Genomic DNA, 22794 nt, shown 5'->3' on the forward strand with positions numbered 1-22794 from the left:
AAGGGTGATTGCGGTGCTCGGGGCTACAGGTCGTCACCACGAGGAGGTGGGTCGGGCCGAGCTGCGCCACCGCGCACGGTCATCGCTGCTCGCTTCCGTTCCCACCTGATCGGGTCATGACGAGAGAACGAGGACAGGGAGCACCTACGTCCAGTGAAAAAGCCAGCGCTCAACGCACCGGATCAGCCACCCCTTGTCCCTCTCCCGGCGGAGAGCCTAGCGAGTAGCACAAGATCCCCACAACGCCCTGGTAGTGCCTCCGAACGAGTGACCATCAAGTGGGTCAACCAGCAACATCGATGCGTTCCGGCCCGGTTTCGGGGAGATTTCTGTCGGCCGACCGGTCAAAACCATGTCCCCGACGTCCGGTATCGCCGTGGAACAGGACAAGTGATCCTTTCCGGCCGTTACTGCGGCAGCGCCGCGTGCCGAGATCATCACCGACGGCTAACCGCGATTTCCGAACAATCGTTCGCGATATGCGACCGGTCGGAGTAACGTTCGAACACCTGTCCGCATCCCGCGATACCGCACAGATCTAGGACTCGGGGAATGATTCCCAGACTGTTAACACGCCCGAAACAAAAGAGCCCTATTTCTATCACCCGATAGATTTAGTCAGGTCGTAGACGGTCGTGCCCCCGACGGTCACCGGGGCGAAGCTCTGCTCGACCCAGGCCTGGATCTCGCCGGCGGTCCCCCGGCCACCCCCGAAGCCGCCGCGACCACCGGCGACGTAGTAGTGGATGTCGCCGTCGGCGACGTACTGCCGGAACTGCTCCAACGTCGGCGCGGGGTCGCTGCCGCTGAAGCCGCCGATCGCGAGCACCGGCCGTCCGCTCTCCAGCGCCAGCCCGGCCGACTGCATCGCACCGCTCTGCGCCGCCGCCCACTTCGTCGTCGTGTTCTTCAGCAGGTCGATCACCGCGGTGTCGGCCTCTCCCGCGCCGAAGCCGCGCGGGCCGCCGCCGAAGCCGCGTCCACTCGCGACAGCCGGCCCGGACGACGGCGTCCCGCCGGAATGCGCGGTCGACGCCGTGGCCAGCGTGAAGGACGTGGTCCCGAGCAGGGCGCCGCACAGGCCGGCCGCGGCCACGACCGGACCCAGCCGCCGGAGCCGGTCGGCACCGAAGAGCAACGCCGCCACCGCGGCCGCGCTCAGCACGAGAAGCGCGTAACGCACCCACGGCTGCCAGTCCGGCGTCCGCGCGAGGAGCACGAACCCCCAGACCGCGGTCACCGCGAGCATGACGGCCAGCACCGCGCGAGCCGCGAAGTTCGCCCGGCCGCGCCAGAGCTCCCGCGCGGAGATCCCCAGTGTGGCAGCGATCCCGGGGGCCAGCGCGACCGTGTAGTACGGGTGGATGATGCCGCTCATGTAGCTGAACACGAGCACGGTGACGACCATCCAGCCGCCCCACAGCAGCAGCGCCGCCCGCGTCCGGTCGGTGCGCGGCGCGCGGCGGGTGAACCAGAGCCCGGCGACCAGGCCGATCAGCGCGGCGGGCAGCAGCCACGACGCTTCGCCGCCGAACTCGCCGCCGAACAACCGCGTCAGCCCGGTCTGGCCGCCGAATCCCCCGAAGCCACCGCGGCCCCCGGACGGCGGGGCGAACGTCCCGCCGCCGCCACCGCCGCGGCCTTCGCCGAAGATGCGGCCGAGGCCGTTGTAGCCGAAGGCCAGTTCGAGCACGGTGTTGTCGGTCGACCCGCTGATGTAGGGCCGGTCGGCGACCGGCCACAGCGCGGCTGCCACGACCCACCAGCCGGCGGAGACGAGCACCGCGCCGGCCGCGGCGAACAGCTGCCCGATCCGCCGCCCGAGCGACGTCGGCGCCGCGACGGCGTACGCCAGCACGAACGCGGGCAGGACGAGGAACGCCTGCAGCATCTTGTCGAGGAAGCCGAACCCGATCGCGACCCCGGCGAACACGAGCCACTTCGTGCTCGCGTGCTCCAGCGCCCGCACGACGCAGTACGCACCGGCGACGAGCAGCAGCACGAGAAAGGCGTCGGGGTTGTCGTAGCGGAACATCAGCGCGGCGACCGGCGTCAGCGCGAGCCCGGCCCCGGCCAGCAGCCCGGCACCGGGCCCGGACAGCCGCCGCACGGCGAGGTAGAGCAGCCCGACCGACGCGACCCCGGCGAGCGCGTCCGGCACGAGCAGGCTCCAGCTGGAGAAGCCGAAGATCCGGCCGGACAACCCCATGACCCACAGCGAAAACGGCGGTTTGTCCACGGTGACGACGTTGCCCGGATCGAGCGAGCCGAAGAACAGCGCCTTCCAGCTCCACGTGCCGGCCTGCACGGCCATCGCGTAGAAGTCGTTGCCCCAGCGGTTTTCCGCGAGGTCCCACAGGTAGAGCAGGCCGGTGCCGAGGAGCAGCGCGGTCACGGAAGGCTTGATCCAGCGGGGTTTCCGGGCGGCTTGGGGCGCGGGCTGGGCGTGTTCGGGCGCCGACAGCGTGGTCGTCATGACGTTCACCGTGTCGGCACCGCATGTGGTGAACTTGTGCCGAACCTGTGCGCCGGCTGTGCATCCACCCCGATCAGGTGACACCTCAAGCGCCCCAATGTGGCATTGGGTGCGTTGAACGCACCCAATGTGGCGTTCGGTGCGTCCAACGCAACCAACGCCACATTGGGGCGTTAGGGAGCCGGGGCCGCCGGGAAGGTGATCTCGAACTCCGTGCGGCCCGGGACGCTCTGCACGCCGACCCGGCCACCGTGCGCCCCGACCACCGCCGCCACGATCGCCAGTCCGAGCCCCGTGCTCCCCGCCGCGCGCGAACGCGAGTTGTCGCCGCGGGCGAAGCGCTCGAAGATGTTCGGGAGGATCTCGGGCGGGATGCCCGGGCCGTCGTCGGCCACGCGGAGCCGGACAATTCCGTCCGATGTGGACAGTGTGGTCGTCACCGTGGTGCCCGGCGGCGTGTGCGTGCGCGCGTTGGCCAGCACGTTGATCACCACCTGGTGCAGCTGGCCCGCGTCGCCGAGGACGCCGAGCGGCTCGCCCGGCACGTCCATCAGCCACTTGTGGTCCGGGCCCGCGACGTGCGCGTCCGCGACCGCGTCGGCCACCAGCCGGCACAGGTCCACCCACTCGTGCACCACCGGGCGCCCCGAGTCGAGGCGGGCGAGCAGCAGCAGGTCCTCCACCAGCGTCGTCATCCGGCGCGACTCGGACTCGACGCGGCTCATCGCGAAGGCGACGTCCGGGGGCACCTGCTCGCCGCCGCGGCGGGTGAGCTCGGCGTAGCCGCGGATCGCCGCCAGCGGCGTCCGCAGCTCGTGGCTGGCGTCCGCGACGAACTGGCGGACGCGGTTTTCGCTGGCATGCCGGGCCGACAACGCGTTGGCGACGTGCTGCAGCATCCGGTTCAGCGCCGAACCGACCTTGCCGACCTCGGTGCCGGGGTCGGTGTCCGCCTCCGGGACGCGTTCGGACAGCGCCACCTCGCCGCGGTCCAGCGGCAGCTCCGACACCCGGGTCGCGGTCGCGGCCAGCCGGTCGAGCGGCTGCATCGTGCGGCGGATCGTCGCCGCGCCGACCGCGCCCGCCACCAGGATCCCGGCGAGCGCGACGCCGCCGAGGATGAACCCGAGCTGCCAGAGCGTCTCGTTGACGTCCTTCAGCGGCAGGCCGATGACCGTCTTCTCCCCGTTGGACGACTTCGTCGAGACGACGCGGTACTCGCCGAGGCTGCCGCCCAGGTCGATGCTGCGTTGCTTGCCGTCGGACGGCAGCGCCAGCAGCCGCAGGGCCTGGTCCTGCGGAACGCTCTTGAACGGCGGCCTGCGCTTCGACGCCCCGGCCGCGCTGGAGTCGATCACGGCGGCCGAGGCCTTCGAGCCGGTCTGGACGACGGCGAGCGTGCCGTCGCCCTGGCCGAGCACGCGCAACGCGTCCGGCGGTGGCGGCGTCTCGCCGTACTGCCACGGCGGCGGCCGCTCCCCGCTGTGACGGGCGCGATCGCTCGCCGCCGCCAGCCGCTGGTCCTGCTGGCCGATGAGGAACTCGCTCAGCGCGAACTCCGTGACCACGCCGACGACCAGGCACACCAGCGCGAGCAGGGCGGCGAGCTGCACGATCAGCCGCCGCCGCAGCGACCACGGCCGGCGGGTGCGCTTCGGTTCAGCCTGCGGGCTTGAGGACATACCCGGCGCCCCGCATGGTGTGGATCATCGGCTCGCGGTCGGCGTCGATCTTCTTGCGCAGGTAGGAGATGTAGAGCTCGACGATGTTGGCCTGGCCGCCGAAGTCGTAGCTCCAGACGCGGTCCAGGATCTGGGCCTTCGACAGCACCCGCTTGGGGTTGCGCATGAGGTAGCGCAGCAGCTCGAACTCGGTCGCGGTGAGCGGCACGAGGTCGCCGCCGCGGTGCACCTCGCGGCTGTCCTCGTCCAGGGTGAGGTCGCCGACGACCAGCGTCGACCCGCTCGCGCCGGTGACACCGCCGGCCCGGCGCAGCAAGGCGCGCAGGCGCAGGGCCACCTCTTCGAGGCTGAACGGCTTGGTGACGTAGTCGTCGCCGCCCGCGGTGAGCCCGGCGATGCGGTCCTCGACCGCGTCCTTCGCCGTCAGGAACAGGACGGGCAGGTGGGGCGCCTCGGACCGCATCCGGCGCAGCACCTCGAGGCCGCTGAAGTCGGGGAGCATGACGTCGAGGACGACGGCGTCGGGGCGGAAGTCGCGCGCGATCCGGACGGCTTCCGTGCCGTCGCCCGCGCTGCGCACCTCCCAGCCCTCCATCCGCAGGGCCATCGACACGAGCTCGGCCAGCGTCGCCTCGTCGTCGACGACGAGGACCCGCACCGGGCTCCCGTCGGCGCGGCGCAGGTCGGCCTTGCCAGGGCCTGGTGACGCGGCGTTCATAGCGGTCATAGTGCCATCTTCCCGGCGAGTGTTCAGTACTCACTGTGCGCTCGCTGTGCGTTCCCTGTGAAGGTCCTTCGCCCGGGTAAGGGAGCCACAGCACCCACAGACGCTCCGCACAGCTCGGACACAGCCACGCCGACGAATCTGGTCCCAACCAGTGTGGGTACGACCGGAGGACACGATGACGACCCCGAACACCCCGCCCGAAGGCGGAGCGAACCCCCCGGCCTGGGGCGAGCCGGCCCCGGCGAACTGGGGTGACCCAGGTGAAGGTGTCCCGCCGAAGAAGGGCTGGTCCGGCAAGAAGACGGCGATCGCCGCGGGCATCGCGGTGGTGATCGCGGCCGGCGGCGGCGCGGCGATCTGGGCGGGCACCAGCAGCGCGGACAACTCGGCGCAGCAGGGCCCCGGCGGCTTCGGCGGTCCGGGCGGCGGCGGCCAGTTCCGCGGCGGCCCCGGCGGCGCCTTCGGCGGCGGCATGGCAGCGTTGCGAGACGCCCTGCACGGCGACTTCGTGGTGGCGAACGGCAGCGGCGGCTACACGACCGAGCGCCTGCAGACGGGCGACGTCACCGAGCTGAGCGCGACGTCGGTGACGCTGACCAGCAAGGACGGCTACAAGCAGACGTACACGATCGACTCGTCGACGCAGAAGACGGGCGACGTGAAGACGGGCGACACGAACATCACGGTGGTGGCGAAGGTGGAGGGCCAGACGGCCACGGCGACGTCGCTGGGCAAGGGCTTCGAGCCGGGCCAGCGCCAGCCGGGCCAGCGCCGCAACGGCGGCGGCAACTACTCGGCCCGCCCGACGAGCTGATCCACGCCCCTGATGCCGGGAACGCCCCGGGTGTCGCGGACCCCCTCCCGCCGCGCCGGGGCGTTCCCAACCTTTCTCAGTCGGCCGGGACGAGCTTGTGCCGGTAGGCGTAGACGACGGCGTGCACCCGATCGGGCAACCCGAGCTTGCTCAGCACGCGCGACACGTGCGTCTTGACCGTCTCCTCGCCGACGTGCAGCGTCCGCGCGATCTCGGCGTTGCTGCACGCGCCGGCCAGCAGCAGGAGGACCTCGCGTTCGCGGGACGTCAGCCGGGCCATTTCCGGGGGTTCGGCGGCCGCCGGTTCGAGCACCGTCGCGAACTTCGCCACCAGGCGGCGCGTCACCGACGGGTCGATCAGCGCGTCCCCGCGCGCCGCCACCCGCATGGCCGCCACCAGTTCCTCCGGGGCCGAGCTCTTCAGCAGGAACCCGCTCGCCCCTGCCCGCAGCGCGCGGTAGACGTACTCGTCGGCGTCGTACGTCGTCAGCACCAGGACGCGCGTGTCGTTGCCCGGTGCGGAGAGGATCGCCTCCGTTGCCGCGAGGCCGTCGAGGCGGGGCATCCGGACGTCGAGGACCGCGACGTCCGGGCGCAGGCGCGCGGTCTCGGCGACGGCTTCGCGGCCGTCGGAGGCCTCGCCCACGCACGTGAAGTCGGGCTGGGTGTCCAGCAGCGCGCGCATCCCGGAGCGGAACATCGCGTGGTCGTCGGCCAGCAGGACGCGGATCATGTGCTCTCCACCGGGAAGGTCGTGCGCAGCTGCCACTGCTCGCCGGTCTCGCCGTAGGAAACCTGGCCGCCGAACAGCGTGACGCGCTGCCGGATCCCCGCCAGGCCGCGGTGCGCGTGCTCGCTCTGCGGGCCGCGATCCGGGCGGAGGCCGTTCGTCACCGTGAGCACGACCTCGGTGCGGCCGTGGTTCAGCTCCACCTCGACCGGGCCTTCGCCGTGGCGCAGCGCGTTGGTCAGGGCCTCCTGCGCGATCCGGTACAGCGCGACGTCGAGGGAGCCCGGCAGCTCGCGGGGCTCGCCGCGCAGGGTCAGCCGGATCGGCAGGCCTGCCTCGCGGACCGTCTCGATCAGCTCGTCCAGGTTGTCCAGCCCCGGCTGGGCGGCGGTGGTTTCGGCGTGCAGGAGGTCGAGGAGCCGGCGCAGGTCGGCCATCGCCGAACGGCTCGCCGATTCGACCGCGCCGAGGGACTTCCGGACCGGCGAGTCGCCGTCGGGCAGGCCGAGCCGGGCCGCGCCGGCGTGCACGCCGATGGCGCTGACGTGGTGGGAGATGACGTCGTGCAGGTCGCGGGCGATCGCCGTGCGCTCCTCGGTGACGGCCCGCCGCACGAGCTCCTCTTCGTGCTGACGGCGTTCGTCGGCTTCGCGTTCGAGGTCGGCGATGTAGGCGCGCCGGGCGGTCGTGTACCGGCCGACCAGCCACGGCAGCAGCGCCGACACCCCGACGTTGATCGCGATCAGCCGGACGTCGGACGCCGTCCGCCCGCCGCCTTCGAGGCAGCCGATGGTGACGCCGGCCAGCAACGCGCCGAGCGCGAGCACCGCGGGTTTCGGCCGCAGCCAGGCCCCGGCCCGGAAACCGGCGATGAGCAGCCCGGAGTTGTTGCCGGTGACGTACCAGCCCTGGCACGTGCAGAGCAGTATCGGTGCACCCGCGAAGAGCACGGCGTGCGCGAGCGCCACCCAGCCGGAGTACCGCGCGGCCCCGGCGAGAGCCGCGTTGGCGCCGATCCCGGCCAGCAGCACCACCCAGGCGCGCCAGCCCGCCTCGCCGAGCGGGCCGCGGAGGACGAACAGGGCGGCGTCGCAGACGACGCAGACCAGGGCGACCAGCAGCGACTGCCGCCTCAGTGACCCCCGGATGTCCTGCACACCGCAACTCTGCCCTAACCGGCCCGGCGACCGCGATGTCCCGGGCGGCCCCCGCGCTTAGACTGGGTGGATGAGGCGGTGGATCACCCTCGCGGCCGGGGTCGTGCTCGTGCTCGTCGGCGCCGTCTGGGTGCTGCAGGGCATCGGCGTCATCACCGGCAGCTTCATGACCGGCCAGAAGCTGTGGTTCCTCATCGGGCTCGCCGCGTTCCTGCTCGGCGTGGTCCTGGTCGCGGCGACGGCGACCCGGCGCAAACCTACTTCGTGAAGATCTCGAAGATCGGGTAGCCGGGCGCGATCTCGCGCAGTTTCTCGTCGGACGCCTTCGCGTCGACGCCGTCGAAGAACACGCCGACCTCGAACTTCCAGCGCTTGAGGTAGGCGCGGAGGATGCCGGGCTTCTCGTCGTGGCCCAGCTCGCGGAAGGTGAACGTCTCGACGCGGCGCCCGACGCGCAGCGTGCCCTGACCGGCGGCGCGCAGGTTGCGCACCCACTGCGTCTCGCCGCGCGGGGCGACCAGGTAGCGGACGCCGTCGACGGTCAGCAGGTTCACCGGCACCGAGCGCGGCTCGCCGCTCTTGCGGCCGACGACGGTCAGCACCCGGCTGCCCCAGACGCTCACGCCCAGCTTGGTCAGCTTCGCGACCACCTCGTTGAAGACGTTGGTCGACTTGCCGGGCTTGACGTAGCGGGTCTCGTTCACGGTGTCCTCCGAAGTTTGGGAGAGCAGTGCTCTCGGTTAAGAGCAGTGAACACCAGAGCGCCGCACTCTGTCAAGAGCACTGCTCTCTGTTTTGTGCGCCGCTCTCGTCGTGGCACACTGATCCGCATGACCGCCACCCGCACCGCACGCGAACGTGCCCGCGCCGAACTGACCCAGGAGATCAAGGACGAGGCCCGCCGCCAGCTCGCCGAGGTCGGCGCGCAGGGGTTGTCGCTGCGCGCGGTGGCCCGGGAGCTGGGCATGGTGTCGTCCGCGATCTACCGGTACTTCCCGAGCCGCGACCGGCTGCTGACCGAGCTGATCGTCGACGCCTACAACGCGATCGGCGAAGCGGCCGAGAAGGCGGACCCGGGTGAGGGCGAGCCGCGCGATCGATGGCTGGCGATCTGGCAGGGAACTCGCGATTGGGCCCGCGCGCACCCGCACGAGTACGCCCTGATCTACGGCTCGCCGATCCCCGGGTACGCGGCACCGCAGGACACGGTCGTGCCGGCCTCCCGCGTCGCGCTCGCCCTGGTCAAGGTGCTCACGCACACCGAGCTGCGGGCCGAGGGCGAAGTCCCGCCCGAGCTGCGCGCCCAGGCCGCGGCACTCACGAAGGCCCTCGGGATCGTGGCCGGGCCCGAAACCGTGGCCCGGCTGCTCATGGCGTGGACCCAGCTGTTCGGCGCGATCAGCTTCGACCTGTTCGGCCAGTACGTCGGCAGCGTCGACCCGGCCGACGCGTTCTTCGCCCACTCGGCGAAGCGGATGGCGGAGTTCGTCGGGCTCTAGGCTGAGCGGGAGTGCAGGCGGCGGAAAGGCGGGCGCGACGTGACGGGGTGGGCCGGGAAGGTCGGCAGGATCCGGGTGATCGGGACCGGGGTGATGGGCCGCGGGATCGCCCAGCTCGCCGCGACCGCGGGCGTGACCGTCGAGCTGGCCGACGTCCAGCCCGAAGCCGTCGCCAAGGCCGTCGAGTTCATCGGCGGGATGGTCGGCAAGCTCGCCGCCAAGGGCAAGCTCGACGAGGACCCGCGGGCGGTGAAGGACCGGCTCGTGCCAGTGGACGCGCCCGCCGCCCCCGCGGACGGCGTCGACCTCGTGCTCGAAGCCGTCCGGGAAGACCTCGCGACGAAGCGGGCCCTGTTCGCCGACCTCGAGCGCGTCTGTCCACAGGAGACGATCTTCGCGACGAACACCAGTTCGCTGTCGGTCACCGAGATCGCCGCCGGCCTGGCCGATCCCGGCAGGCTCGTCGGCCTGCACTTCTTCAACCCGGTGCCGCTGATGCGCCTGGTCGAGGTGGTGCCCGGCGCGCGGACGCACGACTGGCTGCCGGGTGCGGCACTCGAACTGGTCAAGAGCTGGGGCCACGAACCGGTGCTGGCGAAGGACGCGCCCGGTTTCCTGGTCAACCACGCCGGCCGCGGCCTGAACACCGAGGCACTGCAGATCCTCGCCGAGGCGCTGGCCGAGCCCGCCGACGTCGACCGCATCGCCCGTGACGTGCTCGGGCTGAAGCTCGGCCCGTTCGAGCTGCTCGACCTCACCGGCCTCGACGTGTCCCACGCCGTGCTGGAGAGCATCTGGAGCGGCTTCCACGGCGACCCGCGGCTGCGGCCGTCGTGGCTGACCCGGCCGCGCGTGGCCGCCGGGCTGTTCGGGCGCAAGAACGGCGAGGGCTTCTACTCCTATGTGGATGGACAGCAGCGGGTCGCCGAGGAGCCCGCGGCGCCGCCGAAGCCGTCGAGCCCGGTGTTCACCGCCGACGAGCACCTGGCCCGCGCGCTGTCGTCCGCGGGCGTCCAGGTGGTTTCCGACGCCTACCCGGACGCGGTCCTGCTCGTGCCGCTCTACGGCGAGTCCACAGTGGACGCCGCCGCCCGCGCCGGGCTGCCGTCGCAGCGCGTCGCCGGCGTCGACCCGCTCGGCGGCTACGAACGCCGCCTGACGATGTCGGTGCACCCCGGTCTCGACCCGGCCGCGGGCCGCGCCGCCTGGGGCGCGCTGGCCGCGACCGGCCATCCGGTGACGGTCGTCCGCGACGGGCCCGCCCCGATCGCGCAGCGGCTGCTGGCGTCGATCGTCAACACGGCGTGCTTCATCGCGGGCCAGCACCTGGCATCCCCGGCGGACATCGACACGGCGGTCCGCCTCGGCCTCGGCTACCCGCGCGGCCCGCTGGCCTGGGGCGACCTCGTCGGCGGCGACGTCGTGCTGCGCATCCTGCGCGGCCTGACCGCGGCCACCGGCGACCCGCGCTACCGGCCGAGCCCGTGGCTCACCGAGCGCGTCGCCCTCGGCCTGCCGCTGACGACGGCCGGGACCACGCCGTCGGACCTGCTCAGCTGACGACCTGGACCTCGTCGCCCTTCTGCAGGGAGGTGAAGAACTTCAGCGACGCCGCGTTCGAAAGGTGCACGCAGCCGTTCGAGTACTTGCTGAGGCTGCCTTCGTGGAACGCGACGCCGTTGTAGAAGAACACCGAATTCGGCATCTCCGCGTTGTCGAACTCGCGGCTCAGGTGCATCTTTTCCTTGTAGAGCACGTGCCACGTGCCGAGCGGGGTCGTGCTGCCCTTCTTGCCGGGCATGATCTTCACCGGCCCGTAGACGATCTTCCCTTCGTCGAGCAGCCACGCCTGCTTGTCCGAAAGGGACACACAGGCCTTCGCCGTGATCGTGCACGGCACCCCGGCCGCCACCACGGGTTTCGCCGGCGCCGCCTTGGTCTCCTTGGTCGGAGCCGAAGTGGACGACGTGGCCTGAGGCGCCGAAGGCGTGTCAGCCGCCAGCCGGACCTCGCCGGTGCCGCTCGTCGCCGAGCAGGCGGTCAGCACCGCTGCGGCGACCAAAGTGGACAGACCAGCCAGAACGCGCCGAATGCGCATGTGTTCCCCCAGAAAGTATCCGTGTTCCCTGCTTTCTGCCACCCAAGACGTGCGGCCCCACGCGAAGGTTGCGCAGAAAAACGCGGGCCGCCTCCGGAAAGTCCGGAGACGGCCCGCGCCGTGTTCGGTCAGACGTCACCAGGGGCGGTCGACTGCTCCGCCGGAGAGGGTGAAGGTGATGTAGCCGCCTTCGAAGTCGCTGCGGTACACCCCGTTCGTCACGTACTCGTCGGTCTTCGGGTAGTGCAGGTAGGACGTCTCCCACCCGAGCGCCGCCCACCGCTTGCGGATCTCGCCCTTCACGGCGTGCGCACCGGTCGCCACCGTGTAGTAGATCGAGTGGCCGAGGCTGAAGTGGTTGTAGCGGCCACGGCCGTCCGGCGTCCCGAGTTCGTCGGTGATCGGGTAGCCGAGACCACGCTCGAAGTCGAGCGCCGCCCACTTCTTCCGGATCTCGCCGAAGATGGCGTGCGCGCCGTTCGCGGCCGTGTAGTAGATCGAACCGACGTTGGTGCCCTTGATGAAGTGGTTGTAGCGGGCGATGCCGTCCGGCGTGCCGGCTTCGTCGGTCGTCGGGTAGCCCAGGCCACGCTCGTAGTCGAGCGCCGCCCACTTCTTCCGGATCTCACCGTAGAGCGCGTGCGCCCCGGTCGCGGCCGTGTAGTAGATCGAACCGACGTTGCCGTTGTTGATGAAGTGGTTGTACTGCGCGACGCCGTCCGGAGTCGTCGTCGTGTCGCTCGTCGGCGGCCCGAGGACGCTGTGGCCACCGAAGGCGACGTACTTGTCCAGCACCGGGCCGGTGATGTACTGCGTCCCGGTCGCGGCGCTCCAGTAGAGCCGTCCGTTCGCGTAGGTGCGGTAGTGGACCGGACCGTCGGTGACCTCCGGCGCCGTCGGCGCCCCGAGCTTCGCCTGCAACGCCGGGTCGGCGTTGTAGCGCTGGTCGATCGCGGTCGCGTAGTTCGCCGTCAGCGTCATGTCGGTCGAGCCGACGGTGATGGTCCACGTGTTGTCCGTCGGACCACCCTGCCAGCCGGTGAACTTCGAGACGCCGTCGATGGCCGTCCCCGCGGCCTCGACGCCGAACGTCGCCCCCTCGGTGACCTGCGCCGAGCTGGTGCCGATGCCACCCTCGATCGCGATCGTCAGCACCGCGGGCTGCGTGCTGACCAGCGTGAGCTGGTGCCGTCGCGGCATGGCCTTGTACGTCTTGGACGTGGTGACACCCGCGCTGTCGGTCACCGTCGCGGTGAAGACCATCCGGGAGTCCGGGTGCGCGGTGAACGGCATCGAGAAGCTCGCCCCGTTCCCGCCGATGTCCGGGTGCAGGTGGCAGGTCCCCTCGGTCGGGCAGTGCTGCACCGCCGAGGTCCAGGTGATCGGCAGCGCGCCGTCCTCGGCGTCGGTCGCGGTGGCGCCGAGGGAGATCTGCTGGTTCACCGCGAACGTCGCGGTGTCGCCCGGTGTGGTGAGCGTGATCTCCGGGGAGTGGTTGCCGGGCGCGACCGCGATGGTGGTCGCGTTACTGGCGCCCAGCGGGTCCCGGACGGTCAGCGTCGCGGTGAACGACTCGGTGCCCGCCGCGTAGGCGTGGGACACCTTCGGGCCGGCGTTGGTGGCGACCTGCCCGTCCCCGAAGTCCCAGTCGTAGGTCAGCACGTCGTTGTCGTAGTCGACCGACGTGGAACCGTCGAACGTCACGGTCCGGGTGTCCGGGTCGGTGGTGGACGTGGCGTTCGCCACCGGGACCGTGTTGCCTGCCGAATAGCTCAACCGGCGCAGCTTCCCGGAGATGATGTCCGCGAAGACGATGTCGCCGTTCGGCGCCGCGGCGAACTTCACCGGACCGCCGATGTCGGTGAACGGCGGCGGGCTCTGCGGCGCCTGCGTGAGCTGGCCCTGGTCGTCGTACTGCAAGGTCCAGATCTTGTTCTTCGCGTAGTCGCCGAAGAAGTAGACCCCGCGGTACGCGGCCGGGTAGCTGGACCCGTTGTAGAGGATCCCGCCGGAGACGCTGTTGCCCTGCATGACGCCGTCGCCGTGCTGGTACTCGTAGATCGGCGGCTGGTTCGCCACGCCGGCACAGCCGGCGAGCCCGCTGTAACCCGGGGTCGGGTGGGTGCCTTCCCAGCACGGCCAGCCCTGGTTGCTGCCACGCTGGACGACGTCGATCTCTTCCCAGGTGTTGAAGCCGACGTCACCGACGACCGGCAGGCCGAGCGTCGGGTCGATGCTGAACCGGAACGGGTTGCGGAACCCGCGCGCGAACACCTTGCTCGCGGTCGAGCCGGGGTTGGCCGCGTCGTAGTACGGGTTGGACGGCACGCCGTTGCCGTCGGCCGTGAGGTGGAAGATCTTGCCGTACGGCTGGTTGACGTCCTGGGCCCGCAGCGAACCCGGGTCCACCTTGGTGAAGTCGCCGTTGTCGCCGATGGACAGCCACAGCGTCCCGTCGGCGGCGGCGATGACCGTGTCGAGGCCGTGGACGTTGAAGATGCCCGGCACCTCGAACAGCGTCTGCTCCCCGGTCAGGCCGGTCGGCGCGCCGTTGGCGTCCAAGGTGACCGTGAACCGCGCCAGCCGCATGACGAAGCCGTTGCCGACGTTGATCGAGCGCGTCAGGTAGATCGAGTGTGACGTCGCGTAGTCCGGCGCGATGGCCAGCCCGATGAGACCGAGGTCCTCGTTGGTGCGGACCGGCAGCGTGGCGAGCGTCTTGGCCGCCCCGGTGACGGGCAGCCAGCGAACGGTGCCCTCCTTGCCGATGACGATCGTCGAGTTGTCCGGCAGGTAGCCGAAGTCCGTGAGTGAGCCTGCCCCCAGGCCGGTGTTGGTGTCTTGCAGGACGAACCCCTGCGGGAGTGTTGCCGCCGACGCCACCCCCGTGGACACGGCGGGCAGCAACGCTCCGGTCATGACTGCCGCCACCAGGGCGTGACGAAGTGCGCGAAATTTTCGCAAGGCCATCTGGCCCCCCTTCCCAAGCGATCACTTATCGCTGGACAAGGGGGGCCAGTTGCACTCTGCCGTGTGAATTTATCTGACCGTGACCTACTGTCCGTGATTATTACGGCACGACCTGCACCACGTCACCGACGTGCAGCGTGTTGAAGAACTTCAGGGACGCGCCCGCCGACAGGTGGATGCAGCCGTGCGAATACACCGAGAGACTGCCCGTGTGGAAGGCGTCACCCGGGTAGAAGAACACCGAGTTCGGCATCTCCGCATTGTCGAATTCCTTCGACAGGTGCATCTTTTCCTTGGAAATGACGCTGAACGTGCCGGTCGGGGTCGGGTTGCTCTTGCGGCCCGGCAGCATCGGCACGGGCCCGTAGATCACCTTGCCGCCCTGCAGCAGCCACGCCTTGTGCGCCGAGATGTCGACGCAGGCGGCGGTCCCCGCCGACGCGGCCGCCGCGGCGCACGGGACGCCCGGGTCAGCCGGGGGCTGCGGCTTCGGCTTGGGCTTCGGCTTGGGGGTGGTGCTGGTCGGCGCCGGCTTCGAGGCCGACGTCGTGGGCGTCGGCGTCGGTGTCGGCGTGGCGCTCGACGTCGTGGGCGCGGCGCTGGTGGTGGACATGGTCGGCGTCCCCCCGCCGGTCCCCGCGGCGGCGACGGCCCCGCCACCGGCGTTCGGGCCACCGGACGCCCCTCCGCCGGAGCACGCGGCCAGCACGAACGCGGTGGCCAGCGCGGCCGCTCCCGCCAGAAGCCTCTTCACGATCCGGTACCCCCAGCTGTCTCGATCATCGCCTTTGGACACCGGTAAAGACGGCGGTCACCCATCCGAGGTTCGTCGGCGAAGGTCACGATTTGGGTAGCCGCGGGCCCGCCCCGCGCTCAGCCGCTGACCCGCCCCAGCATCCGCGCGTACATCCGGCCCGGGCTGGGCACCGACGGCGGCACCAGGAACCCCGGCAGCGGCGGCAGCGCTCCGACGAACGCGCCGAGCCGCTCGTACAGCACCGCGGCGCCGGCGGGCCGGGCCTCGGGGTCTTTCGCGAGCATCTGGGCGAGCAGGGCGTTGAGCTGCTTCGGCAGGCCCCGGACCGGCGGCGGCTGCTCCTTGACCTGCCGTTCGAACACCGCGTACGCCGTCGGCCCGTCGAAGAGCCGCCGTCCGGTCAGCATCTCGTGCAGCACGCACCCGAGCGCGTAGAGGTCGCTTCGCGGTTCGGCGCCGCCGCGCTGAATCTGCTCGGGCGCCATGTACGACGGCGTCCCCAGCAACTGCCCGGCTCGCGTGAACTGCGCGGCGTCGGCTTCGCGGAGCACGGCGAGCCCGAAGTCCATGACCTTGACCCCGCCGTCGGGACCGAGCATCAGGTTGGACGGCTTGAGGTCGCGGTGGCACACGGCGTGCGCGTGGGCGGCGGTCAGCACCGCACACGCCTGCGCCGCGATCGCCGCGGCCCACGGCACCGGCAGCGGCCCGTGCTCGGCGAGCAGGTCGGCCACGGTCACGCCGTCGACGAACTGCATGACCTGGAACAACCGGTCGTCGTGCGTGCCGTAGTCGTACAGCGTCGGCACGCCGGGGTGGTCGAGCGTCGCGAGGATGCGGGCTTCGCGGGCGAAGCGGGCTTCGAGCTCTTCGTCGCGGCCCGGCAGCCTGAGCAGCTTGATCGCGACGCGCCGGCCCAGCCGGCGGTCGTGCCCGCCGTGCACCGCGCCCATCCCGCCGCGGCCGAGCGGCAGCTCGTCGAGCTCGTAGCGGTCGGCGATCAGCATCCGTTCCCCTATTGGCCCGGCCTGAGCCGTCCTTCGACAAGTCCAGCGAAGCCTAGCCGGACCAGGTCACGGCCGATTTCCGCCGCCTGGCGCAGGACGTCGTCGAACTCGGCCAGACGCCGGAAGACCTGGCCGTATTCGCGCTGGGTGGCGAGCGGGACGCGGGGGATCCGCACGCGCCTGCCGTCGATCCGGGTCGAAGCCGACGTGGCGGGCAGGTCCGCCGCGCGCAGGCAGCCGGCCAGGAAGTCCGCGTCCAGCCGGTCCCCGTCGACCCGGTACACGGTGAGACCGGCCCCGACCGGCCGCGATGGTCCACTGTGGACGTATGCGATCCCGGTCACCGACGCCACGACGTCGCCCGCCTCGGCCATCGGGTGCTCGGCGTCCGCGCGGCCCGCGTGCTTGACCTCGACGACGCCCGCCTTGACCAGCTCGCCGATCGTCGTGAACGCCGGTTCGGTGTCCACCGCCTCGAGCGGCGGCAGCTGCGGAACCAGCTCGGCGAACCGGCCCCGCACAGCCTGGAAGGCCTGGCCGGGATCCTCCTCCCTGGCGCGGCGCCGGGCCGGCGTCAGGTCCACGTCGTCGTCGAGCAGGTCGATGATCCGGACGCCGGATTCGGGCCGGTCCAGGAACTCGCGCCACTGTTTTTCCACTGTGGACAGATCGTCGCCCGCCTCGCCGAGCAGCACCGTGGACGGCGGGCGTTCGCCGGCGACCGGCCGCCGCAGCAGCCAGAGGTCGGGACCCGCCGCCGTCAGCGTGACGACCGCGCGGACCGCGCCCGCGCGCAACAGGTTGCCCCGGATGCGTTTCCCGCTGCGCCGCCCGGCCGCCGCGCCCGGCATCAGGATCGCGACCGTGCCGCCGGGTTCGACGTGCGCGAGGCAGTGCTGCACCCAGGCGAGCTCCGGTTCGCCGCGCGGGGGCAGGCCGTACTCCCAGCGCTCGTCGCCGACCAGTTCGTCGTGTCCCCAGGCTCGTTCGTTGAACGGCGGATCGCACAGCACCGCTTCGGCGGTCCGGCCGGCGAAGGCGTCTTCGCGCAGCGCGTCGACCGCGTAGACCTCGGCCTCGATGCCGCGCAACCGCAGCCGCAGGGCCGCGATCGACGCCGTCGTCGGGTCACTGTCCTGCCCCAGCACGGTTTTCGCGCCGCTCGCCAGCGCGAGCGCGCCGAAGCCGCACGCGGGATCCAGGATCGTCGACACCGGACCGGCGAGCCGGGCCATCAGTTCCGCGACCGGTTCCGGCGTCGCCGACAACCGCCGCGAATGCGCCTCGAAGTACCTGCGGCACAGCAGTTCGAACGCTTCGACCGGCCCGGCCCGGTGCGTCAGCTCGCTGAGCAGCGTGAGCAGCTCGGGGTCGTCGAGCTTGCTGTCGAAGGTGTCGAAGATCCCGGCTTGGAAGGCGAAGAAGACGCCGGCGCGGCTCACGCGCTCGGGCAGGTCGAGGTCGTCACCGAGGGCGCGCAGGCGCTGCCACGCGCGTTCGCCGGCGCTGAGCTCGAACTTCTTGCCGCGCGCGGCGAACCAGCCGGCCACGGCGGACAGGCCGAACAACGGGCTCGACGCCGTGCCGCCGACCGGCTGCGGGAAGTCGGGGTAACGGCGGCGCCAGTTGCTCACCGCGGCCCGGCCGACCCCGGCGAGCCGCGCGATGTCGGCCGCGCTGACCGTGGCGTCGTCGTCCATGGCGAGGACTCTATCGGAGGATGCTCCATTCAGCCGTCATGCTTGTGAACTCAGTCAACCAATGCTTTCATGGGATCATGACACACGATCGGTACGTCCTGCGGTACGCCGCCGGGTCGGACGTCGGCAAGCGACGCCGGGTCAACGAGGACGCGGTCTACGCGAGTTCCCGCCTGCTCGCCGTCGCCGACGGCATCGGCGGCCAGCCGCACGGTGAGGTCGCGAGCGCGACGGCGATCGACGTGCTGCGCGAGCTCGAAGTCGACCTGCGCCGGATCGACCTGACGAGCGTCGACCTCGTCGCGACGCTGGCGGGCGTGGTCAAGTCGATCGACGAGCGGCTGGCCGAGGTGGCTTCGAACGAGCCCACGACCGACGGCATGGGCACGACGCTGACGGCGCTGCTCTTCGACGGCATCGAGTTCGCGGCGGCCCACATCGGCGACTCCCGCGGCTACCTCCTGCGCGACGGCGGCCTGCGCCGCCTGACCCGCGACCACACGCTCGTGCAGGCCCTGGTCGAGGACGGCCGCGTCGCCGCCGAGGACGCCGAGTCCCACCCGCGGCGATCACTGCTGATGAAGGCGTTGCAGACGGCGGGTTCCGGCGACCCGGACATCTGGACGTTCACCGCCCGCGAGGGCGACCGGTACCTGCTCTGCTCGGACGGCCTGAGCGGCCCGGTCTCCGAAGCCACCTTGCGCGACGTACTGGCGGCCGGCACGGAGCCGGCCGAGGTGATCCCGGAGCTGATCCGCCTGGCCAACGAAGGCGGCGGCCCGGACAACATCACCTGCGTCGTCGCCGACGTCACGCGCTGACGGCCGCCCTGCTCAGACCCACCTTCGCGGCCCCGGAAGGCCATCCGGTATCGTCTCCTGCGGAGGATTGGCCGAGCGGCCTAAGGCGCACGCTTGGAAAGCGTGTTGGGTTCACGCCCTCGCAGGTTCGAATCCTGTATCCTCCGCGCTTCCAGCAGGCAAAACGCCGGGCGGCCCTCACGGGCTGCCCGGCGTTTTGTCGTCTTCGTCCCGGTTCCAGTCTCATTAGGCCACCGGACCCGCGGCCAACTTTGGGTACGTCCGCGGCTGCCCGTCCGGCCCCTTTGACTGCGGCGAACGTGAAAACGTGTGCAGTGCTGCGAATTTGCAATCCAGTACGCGGAGTCACGAGTAGGGCTGGGCGAAGTGGGTTACTCCGGTCGCGCTAGTCTCAGCCTCACCTCGCCCGCCCCCGTCGAGAAAGGCCGGAAGTGGCACGAAAACCGCTCTGACCTGGGGTAGCGCTGGCCAGCGACTTCAGTGTGCGGTACTGGTGCCGGGACGACCCCCGCACAGACCGTGATCGGCCCGGCCCCGGACGTTCCCACGTCCGGGGCCTTGCTGATTCCGGGCCCGCGATCACTCGGCAAAGTCAGATGATCACGCTGAGTCGCTGGATCTGTTTCAATGGAACCGTCCCCGTACGACACCCAGATTCCGAGGAGTAGAGGCCCGATGGCCGGAGTCGAAGAGATCCGCGCTGGCATCGCGCTCGCCAACGAAAAGGCGTCCGCGAGCATCGCCGCCCTGCAACAGGCAGCGCAGTCTCTCGAAGAAGCCCAGCAGTCGCTCGCACAGGCGACCCAAGGGAGCAGCCAGCACGAAGTGAGCCAGGCACACGGACTGTTGGCGGAGGCCTTGCAAGGCATCAACGGCTTGCAGAGCACCGTCCAAGCCAGCATTTCCTCCGCCGACTCCTACTCGGCGCGTCTGTAAGCCGGATGACGCTCGCCGAACTCCACCAGCTGCTCACCGTTGCCGTGACCGGGCTCGCCGACGCGCGCGCCCACTCCGAGCGGGCCACAAGCCTGCTCGGAGAAGCCCGGCAAGCTCTCGTGGATGCCCAGGCCAAGGCCGATCCCTGGCTTCCTTCGCAGTACGCCCAGGCCGGCGAGGGGCTGGACCAGCTCCTCGTCCGCCTGTCCGCCGCCGAGGATCTGGTGAGCGGATACCGGTCGCGCCTGTAATCCTGCAAGGGACACCTTTTTTCTTGGGGACGCCGATGGCCAACAAGGCAGCCGAGCAACGCAACCGCGTCGAAACCGCCCTCGACCGGGTCCGTCATCAGATCGGACTGGTGCTGGGGGCGGCGGCCGGAGCGCGCCAGGCCGCGGAGGCCGACCTCGCCAAACTGGAGCTGGAGCGGGACATCGTCCGCGTCGGCCTGAACCACGCCACCCCCGAGCAGCAGAACGAGTGGTCCCGCCACCCGGCCGCGCACGAGGTGTTCGGCGCGCTCGGCAGCGTGCGAAGCGCTTTCTACACCGACTGGAGCCAAGGTCCCGCCACGCTGCGGGAGCTCGTCGCGCAGAACGCACCCGGCCCGGCCGGGCTGCCGCCGGGTGATTGGCTCGGCACCGTCGGGCACAACCCGGGCCTCACCTCGCCCGGCCTGTGGCGCGTCGGGTCCGCCGCGGCCGCGGGCGGTGACGCGACCCGCACGTTCGACGTCGCCGTCCCGTTGCTCGACGAGTCGCACCTGGCGATCACGTCGGCGCCCAAGACGCGACCGGTGATCGACGGCATCGTGCAGAACCTGCTGATCCGCGTGCTCTCGACGTTCGAGCCCGGCGCGGTCCGCGTGCACCTGTGGGACATCGGGCAGCTGACCGCGATCCTGCCCGACCTCTACCCGCTGAGCCAGACCAGCGCGCTCTCGCTGTACGACCCCGGACGGCTCGAGGACCTCCTCGACGAGCTGGCCGGGCACATCCGCCGGATCCACGCCAGCTGCATGTCCGCCGGGTACACGTCGCTGCGGGAAATGCGGAAGGAGAGCGGGCAGCGGGGCGAGCCGTTCCGCATCGTCGTGCTGTACGGCAACGGCGAAACCCTCGAACCCGAACGCGCACGCGACCTCAAGCGCGTCGCGAGCGGCGCGCTGGCCGCCGGCATCTGCCTGATCATGGTCGACGTGCCGACCGCGGTGAGCGCGCCGGTGGAAACGTTGAGCCTGATCGACGACCGCCACGCGATCAGCAGCATGACCGGCACCGACCTCGTCGTCGACCTCGATCCGCCGATGCCGTCCGGGCAGGTGATCCGCGCCGTCGACAGGATCGCGAAGGCGCTGATCGCCAAGCAGGGCGGGCCGCGGTCGTTCGACGACCTGCTGCCGACCGAGCTGGGGCGCGAAAGTTCGGCGCGGGAGCTTCGTGCGCCGGTCGGGTTCTTCGAGGGCGAGCCGGTCGAGGTCGTGATCGGCGACGCGAGCCCGCACGCCCTGATCGGCGGTCCGTCCGGTTCGGGCAAGACCAACTTCCTGTACGCGCTGCTCGGCAGCCTCGCGGCGCGGTACACCCCGGACGAGCTGGCGCTGTACCTGCTGGACTTCAAGGAAGGCGTCTCCTTCGCCGGGCTGGCGCCGGGCCGGAAGGACGCGAGCTGGCTGCCGCACGCGCGGCTCGTCGGCGTCAACGTCAACACCGACCGCGAGTTCGGCCTGGCGCTGCTGCGGTTCCTGGCCGACGAGCTGCGCCGCCGGTCGGCGGCCGCGAAGGAGCACGAGGTCACGAACCTCGCCGACCTCCGCGAGGCCGACCCGTCCGGGCACTGGCCGCGGATCGTCGCGGTGATCGACGAGTTCCAGTACCTGTTCGCGGGCCGCGACCAGGTGACGGCGACGGCCACGCAGCTGCTGGAGGACATCGCGCGGCGCGGCCGTTCGCAGGGCATCCACCTGGTGCTGGCCAGCCAGGACGTCGCCGGCATCGAGGCGTTCTGGGGCAAGCCGGCGGTGTTCGAGCAGTGCACGCTGCGGATCGCGATGCCGAAGGCGCGGCGCGTGCTGGCCGAGACGAACAACGCGGCGGTGTCGGCGCCGAAGTGGCACGCGGTGATCAACCACGACTCCGGCGTCGCGCACGGCAACCAGCTGGCCCACATCCCGGACGCGAGCAGCAAGGACGTGTTCGTCCGGCTGCAGCGCCGGCTGTGGGAGGAGTACGCGGGCCGGTTCCCGCGGCCGCGCCTGTTCGACGGCGCGCATTCGCCTGTGCTGGAACAGTTCCCGGCGTACCTCGACCTGAAGCCGAACTCTAAGCCGCGGGCACTGCTCGGCCAGTCGATCGATGTCACGGAGACGGCGTGCGGCGTCGACCTGCCGCGGGCGCCGGGCCGCAACGTCGCGGTGCTCGGGTCCGCCACCGCCGAAGCACTGTCCATCATGGACTCGGCGGCGCGCTCGCTGTCCCGGCAGTACGAGCCGGGCGAGGCCGAGTTCGTGCTGAGCTGCCCGATCGAGTCGTGCGCCGACGCGGCGATGGAGCTGGCCTCCCGGCTGCGCGACGACGGCCACGCGGCGACCCTGGTGGAGGACCTGACCGGGGTACTCGAGTCGATGACTGGCGCGATGGGCAGCGGCGCGAAGATCCTGCTGCTGTACGGAGTGGACGCGGCCCTGCCGGCCTTGGAGGCGAAGGCGGTGGGCCAGCTGAAGAGCGGGCTCGACCACCTGCGGGTGGTGCTGAAGCAGGGCCCGGGCCACGGCATCCACACGATCGGCTGGTGGCGCAGCATCGCCCGGCTGAAGGACACCCTGGGTTTCGGCGGCACGGACGACATCGGCACGTGGGCAGCGCTCGACGTCCAGGGCAACGAGCTCTCGCCGTTCGCGGCGGGCCAGGTCGTGCATTGGTCACCGCGGCCGGGCCGCGCGTTGTTCTTCGACCGCACGACCCACGGCGCCCCCGAAGTGATCATCCCGTTCCAGCGTCCGGAGAACGCGCTATGACCGACGACGGCGCCACCGCGGCCATGCGGTACAAGGAGATCATCGCTCTCTCCCGAGGTTCGGCGGAGAACCTGCGCGAGTGGGAGCTGGCCCGCGCCGAAGCCCTCGAAGCGGAGATCGAGGAAGCCCAGAACGCCATCGACGTCGCGACCGAGCGCGAAGAGGCGGCGGCCAAGCGCGCGACGCGCTGGTGGAAGATGGCGCTGCACAACATCCAGGGCCTGAACTGGCTCGACCCGCGCGAGGACCCGCGCCCGGTCCCCACGGCCCGGGCGGCCTACCTGGAGCGGTACCTCGAAGAGGTCAAGCCGAGTTACCAGGAGCTGGTGCAGGCGGTGCTGGCGCTGGGCTGGCGAGCCAAGCGGGCGGCCGCCAAGCGGGGAGAGCAGCCGCCGCCGGCGTAG

The 22794-nt window shown here is 71.1% G+C and carries 20 protein-coding genes and 1 tRNA gene; 10 read left to right on the forward strand and 11 right to left on the reverse strand.

From position 1 onward, the window contains the following. Positions 1–601 precede the first annotated feature (601 nt). The 3 genes from AB0G28_RS13685 to AB0G28_RS13695 form a co-directional block, all read right to left on the reverse strand. On the reverse strand, positions 602–2476 hold the full coding sequence (locus AB0G28_RS13685) for a glycosyltransferase family 39 protein (RefSeq protein ID WP_361087667.1): 1875 nt from the start codon (positions 2474–2476) through the stop codon (positions 602–604). Between the two features lie 173 nt (positions 2477–2649). After that, positions 2650–4158: a HAMP domain-containing sensor histidine kinase gene (locus AB0G28_RS13690; RefSeq protein ID WP_361087670.1), complete on the reverse strand. Its 1509-nt coding sequence runs from the start codon at positions 4156–4158 to the stop codon at positions 2650–2652. Beyond that, on the reverse strand, positions 4136–4885 hold the full coding sequence (locus AB0G28_RS13695) for a response regulator transcription factor (RefSeq protein WP_361087672.1): 750 nt from the start codon (positions 4883–4885) through the stop codon (positions 4136–4138). Before AB0G28_RS13695 ends, AB0G28_RS13690 begins: the two co-directional genes overlap by 23 nt. Positions 4886–5060: 175 nt before the next feature. Between AB0G28_RS13695 and AB0G28_RS13700 the strand changes: the two genes are divergently transcribed. Continuing rightward, positions 5061–5699: a hypothetical protein gene (locus tag AB0G28_RS13700; RefSeq protein ID WP_361087675.1), complete on the forward strand. Its 639-nt coding sequence runs from the start codon at positions 5061–5063 to the stop codon at positions 5697–5699. Positions 5700–5775: 76 nt separating this feature from the next. Here the strand turns inward: AB0G28_RS13700 and AB0G28_RS13705 are convergent, their stop codons facing one another. After that, positions 5776–6432: a response regulator transcription factor gene (locus tag AB0G28_RS13705; RefSeq protein WP_361087678.1), complete on the reverse strand. Its 657-nt coding sequence runs from the start codon at positions 6430–6432 to the stop codon at positions 5776–5778. After that, the gene (locus tag AB0G28_RS13710; protein WP_361087681.1) at positions 6429–7586 is read right to left on the reverse strand and encodes a histidine kinase; all 1158 of its coding nucleotides are present in this window, start codon (positions 7584–7586) and stop codon (positions 6429–6431) included. Before AB0G28_RS13710 ends, AB0G28_RS13705 begins: the two co-directional genes overlap by 4 nt. A gap of 70 nt (positions 7587–7656) precedes the next feature. On the opposite strand from AB0G28_RS13710, the gene AB0G28_RS13715 reads away from it, so the two are divergent. Next, positions 7657–7854 (forward strand): hypothetical protein, encoded by a 198-nt coding sequence (locus AB0G28_RS13715; protein WP_361087684.1) that lies wholly within the window; start codon positions 7657–7659, stop codon positions 7852–7854. On the opposite strand, the gene AB0G28_RS13720 is transcribed toward AB0G28_RS13715, so the two are convergent. Continuing rightward, a complete protein-coding gene (locus tag AB0G28_RS13720; protein WP_361087687.1) occupies positions 7844–8290 on the reverse strand; it encodes a nitroreductase family deazaflavin-dependent oxidoreductase in 447 nt (148 codons plus the stop codon). The two genes, AB0G28_RS13715 and AB0G28_RS13720, sit on opposite strands and share 11 nt — an antisense overlap. A gap of 126 nt (positions 8291–8416) precedes the next feature. Between AB0G28_RS13720 and AB0G28_RS13725 the strand changes: the two genes are divergently transcribed. Next, a complete protein-coding gene (locus tag AB0G28_RS13725) occupies positions 8417–9085 on the forward strand; it encodes a TetR/AcrR family transcriptional regulator (protein ID WP_361087690.1) in 669 nt (222 codons plus the stop codon). 39 nt (positions 9086–9124) lie between these two features. Beyond that, entirely contained in the window at positions 9125–10645 is a 1521-nt protein-coding gene (locus tag AB0G28_RS13730) for a 3-hydroxyacyl-CoA dehydrogenase (RefSeq protein ID WP_361087693.1), read from the forward strand. Here AB0G28_RS13730 and AB0G28_RS13735 read toward each other — a convergent pair. The 5 genes from AB0G28_RS13735 to AB0G28_RS13755 form a co-directional block, all read right to left on the reverse strand. Further along, entirely contained in the window at positions 10638–11183 is a 546-nt protein-coding gene (locus AB0G28_RS13735) for a L,D-transpeptidase (protein WP_361087696.1), read from the reverse strand. The two genes, AB0G28_RS13730 and AB0G28_RS13735, sit on opposite strands and share 8 nt — an antisense overlap. Before the next feature lie 135 nt (positions 11184–11318). Continuing rightward, positions 11319–14153, reverse strand: coding sequence for a PQQ-dependent sugar dehydrogenase (locus tag AB0G28_RS13740; protein WP_361087699.1), 2835 nt, complete (start codon positions 14151–14153; stop codon positions 11319–11321). A 100-nt stretch (positions 14154–14253) separates the two neighbouring features. After that, positions 14254–14907, reverse strand: coding sequence for a L,D-transpeptidase (locus AB0G28_RS13745; protein WP_361087702.1), 654 nt, complete (start codon positions 14905–14907; stop codon positions 14254–14256). Between the two features lie 119 nt (positions 14908–15026). Continuing rightward, positions 15027–15917, reverse strand: a complete 891-nt coding sequence (locus tag AB0G28_RS13750; RefSeq protein ID WP_361087705.1) for a serine/threonine-protein kinase — start codon at positions 15915–15917, stop codon at positions 15027–15029. A gap of 8 nt (positions 15918–15925) precedes the next feature. Beyond that, positions 15926–17617 (reverse strand): N-6 DNA methylase, encoded by a 1692-nt coding sequence (locus AB0G28_RS13755; RefSeq protein ID WP_361087708.1) that lies wholly within the window; start codon positions 17615–17617, stop codon positions 15926–15928. 77 nt (positions 17618–17694) lie between these two features. Between AB0G28_RS13755 and AB0G28_RS13760 the strand changes: the two genes are divergently transcribed. The 6 genes from AB0G28_RS13760 (at position 17695) to AB0G28_RS13785 (ending at position 22794) form a co-directional block, all read left to right on the forward strand. Then, a complete protein-coding gene (locus tag AB0G28_RS13760; protein ID WP_361087711.1) occupies positions 17695–18438 on the forward strand; it encodes a protein phosphatase 2C domain-containing protein in 744 nt (247 codons plus the stop codon). 61 nt (positions 18439–18499) lie between these two features. Then, positions 18500–18584: transfer RNA gene (locus AB0G28_RS13765), tRNA-Ser, on the forward strand. A 529-nt stretch (positions 18585–19113) separates the two neighbouring features. Then, the gene (locus AB0G28_RS13770; protein WP_003056176.1) at positions 19114–19374 is read left to right on the forward strand and encodes a hypothetical protein; all 261 of its coding nucleotides are present in this window, start codon (positions 19114–19116) and stop codon (positions 19372–19374) included. Between the two features lie 5 nt (positions 19375–19379). Beyond that, complete coding sequence (locus AB0G28_RS13775) at positions 19380–19625, forward strand: hypothetical protein (protein WP_020642139.1); 246 nt, start codon at positions 19380–19382, stop codon at positions 19623–19625. A gap of 35 nt (positions 19626–19660) precedes the next feature. Further along, positions 19661–22390: an FtsK/SpoIIIE domain-containing protein gene (locus tag AB0G28_RS13780; protein ID WP_361087714.1), complete on the forward strand. Its 2730-nt coding sequence runs from the start codon at positions 19661–19663 to the stop codon at positions 22388–22390. Then, entirely contained in the window at positions 22387–22794 is a 408-nt protein-coding gene (locus AB0G28_RS13785; protein WP_361087717.1) for a hypothetical protein, read from the forward strand. Before AB0G28_RS13780 ends, AB0G28_RS13785 begins: the two co-directional genes overlap by 4 nt.

The organism is Amycolatopsis sp. NPDC021455, from assembly GCF_040640995.1.
GTDB lineage: Bacteria > Actinomycetota > Actinomycetes > Mycobacteriales > Pseudonocardiaceae > Amycolatopsis.

Coding starts and splice junctions, on each gene's coding strand:
- AB0G28_RS13685 (WP_361087667.1), bottom strand. CDS start 2,476: ATGACGACCACGCTGTCGGCGCCCGAACACGCCCAGCCCGCGCCCCAA.
- AB0G28_RS13690 (WP_361087670.1), bottom strand. CDS start 4,158: ATGTCCTCAAGCCCGCAGGCTGAACCGAAGCGCACCCGCCGGCCGTGG.
- AB0G28_RS13695 (WP_361087672.1), bottom strand. CDS start 4,885: ATGACCGCTATGAACGCCGCGTCACCAGGCCCTGGCAAGGCCGACCTG.
- AB0G28_RS13700 (WP_361087675.1), top strand. CDS start 5,061: ATGACGACCCCGAACACCCCGCCCGAAGGCGGAGCGAACCCCCCGGCC.
- AB0G28_RS13705 (WP_361087678.1), bottom strand. CDS start 6,432: ATGATCCGCGTCCTGCTGGCCGACGACCACGCGATGTTCCGCTCCGGG.
- AB0G28_RS13715 (WP_361087684.1), top strand. CDS start 7,657: ATGAGGCGGTGGATCACCCTCGCGGCCGGGGTCGTGCTCGTGCTCGTC.
- AB0G28_RS13725 (WP_361087690.1), top strand. CDS start 8,417: ATGACCGCCACCCGCACCGCACGCGAACGTGCCCGCGCCGAACTGACC.
- AB0G28_RS13735 (WP_361087696.1), bottom strand. CDS start 11,183: ATGCGCATTCGGCGCGTTCTGGCTGGTCTGTCCACTTTGGTCGCCGCA.
- AB0G28_RS13740 (WP_361087699.1), bottom strand. CDS start 14,153: ATGGCCTTGCGAAAATTTCGCGCACTTCGTCACGCCCTGGTGGCGGCA.
- AB0G28_RS13750 (WP_361087705.1), bottom strand. CDS start 15,917: ATGCTGATCGCCGACCGCTACGAGCTCGACGAGCTGCCGCTCGGCCGC.
- AB0G28_RS13755 (WP_361087708.1), bottom strand. CDS start 17,617: ATGGACGACGACGCCACGGTCAGCGCGGCCGACATCGCGCGGCTCGCC.
- AB0G28_RS13760 (WP_361087711.1), top strand. CDS start 17,695: ATGACACACGATCGGTACGTCCTGCGGTACGCCGCCGGGTCGGACGTC.
- AB0G28_RS13770 (WP_003056176.1), top strand. CDS start 19,114: ATGGCCGGAGTCGAAGAGATCCGCGCTGGCATCGCGCTCGCCAACGAA.
- AB0G28_RS13775 (WP_020642139.1), top strand. CDS start 19,380: ATGACGCTCGCCGAACTCCACCAGCTGCTCACCGTTGCCGTGACCGGG.
- AB0G28_RS13780 (WP_361087714.1), top strand. CDS start 19,661: ATGGCCAACAAGGCAGCCGAGCAACGCAACCGCGTCGAAACCGCCCTC.
- AB0G28_RS13785 (WP_361087717.1), top strand. CDS start 22,387: ATGACCGACGACGGCGCCACCGCGGCCATGCGGTACAAGGAGATCATC.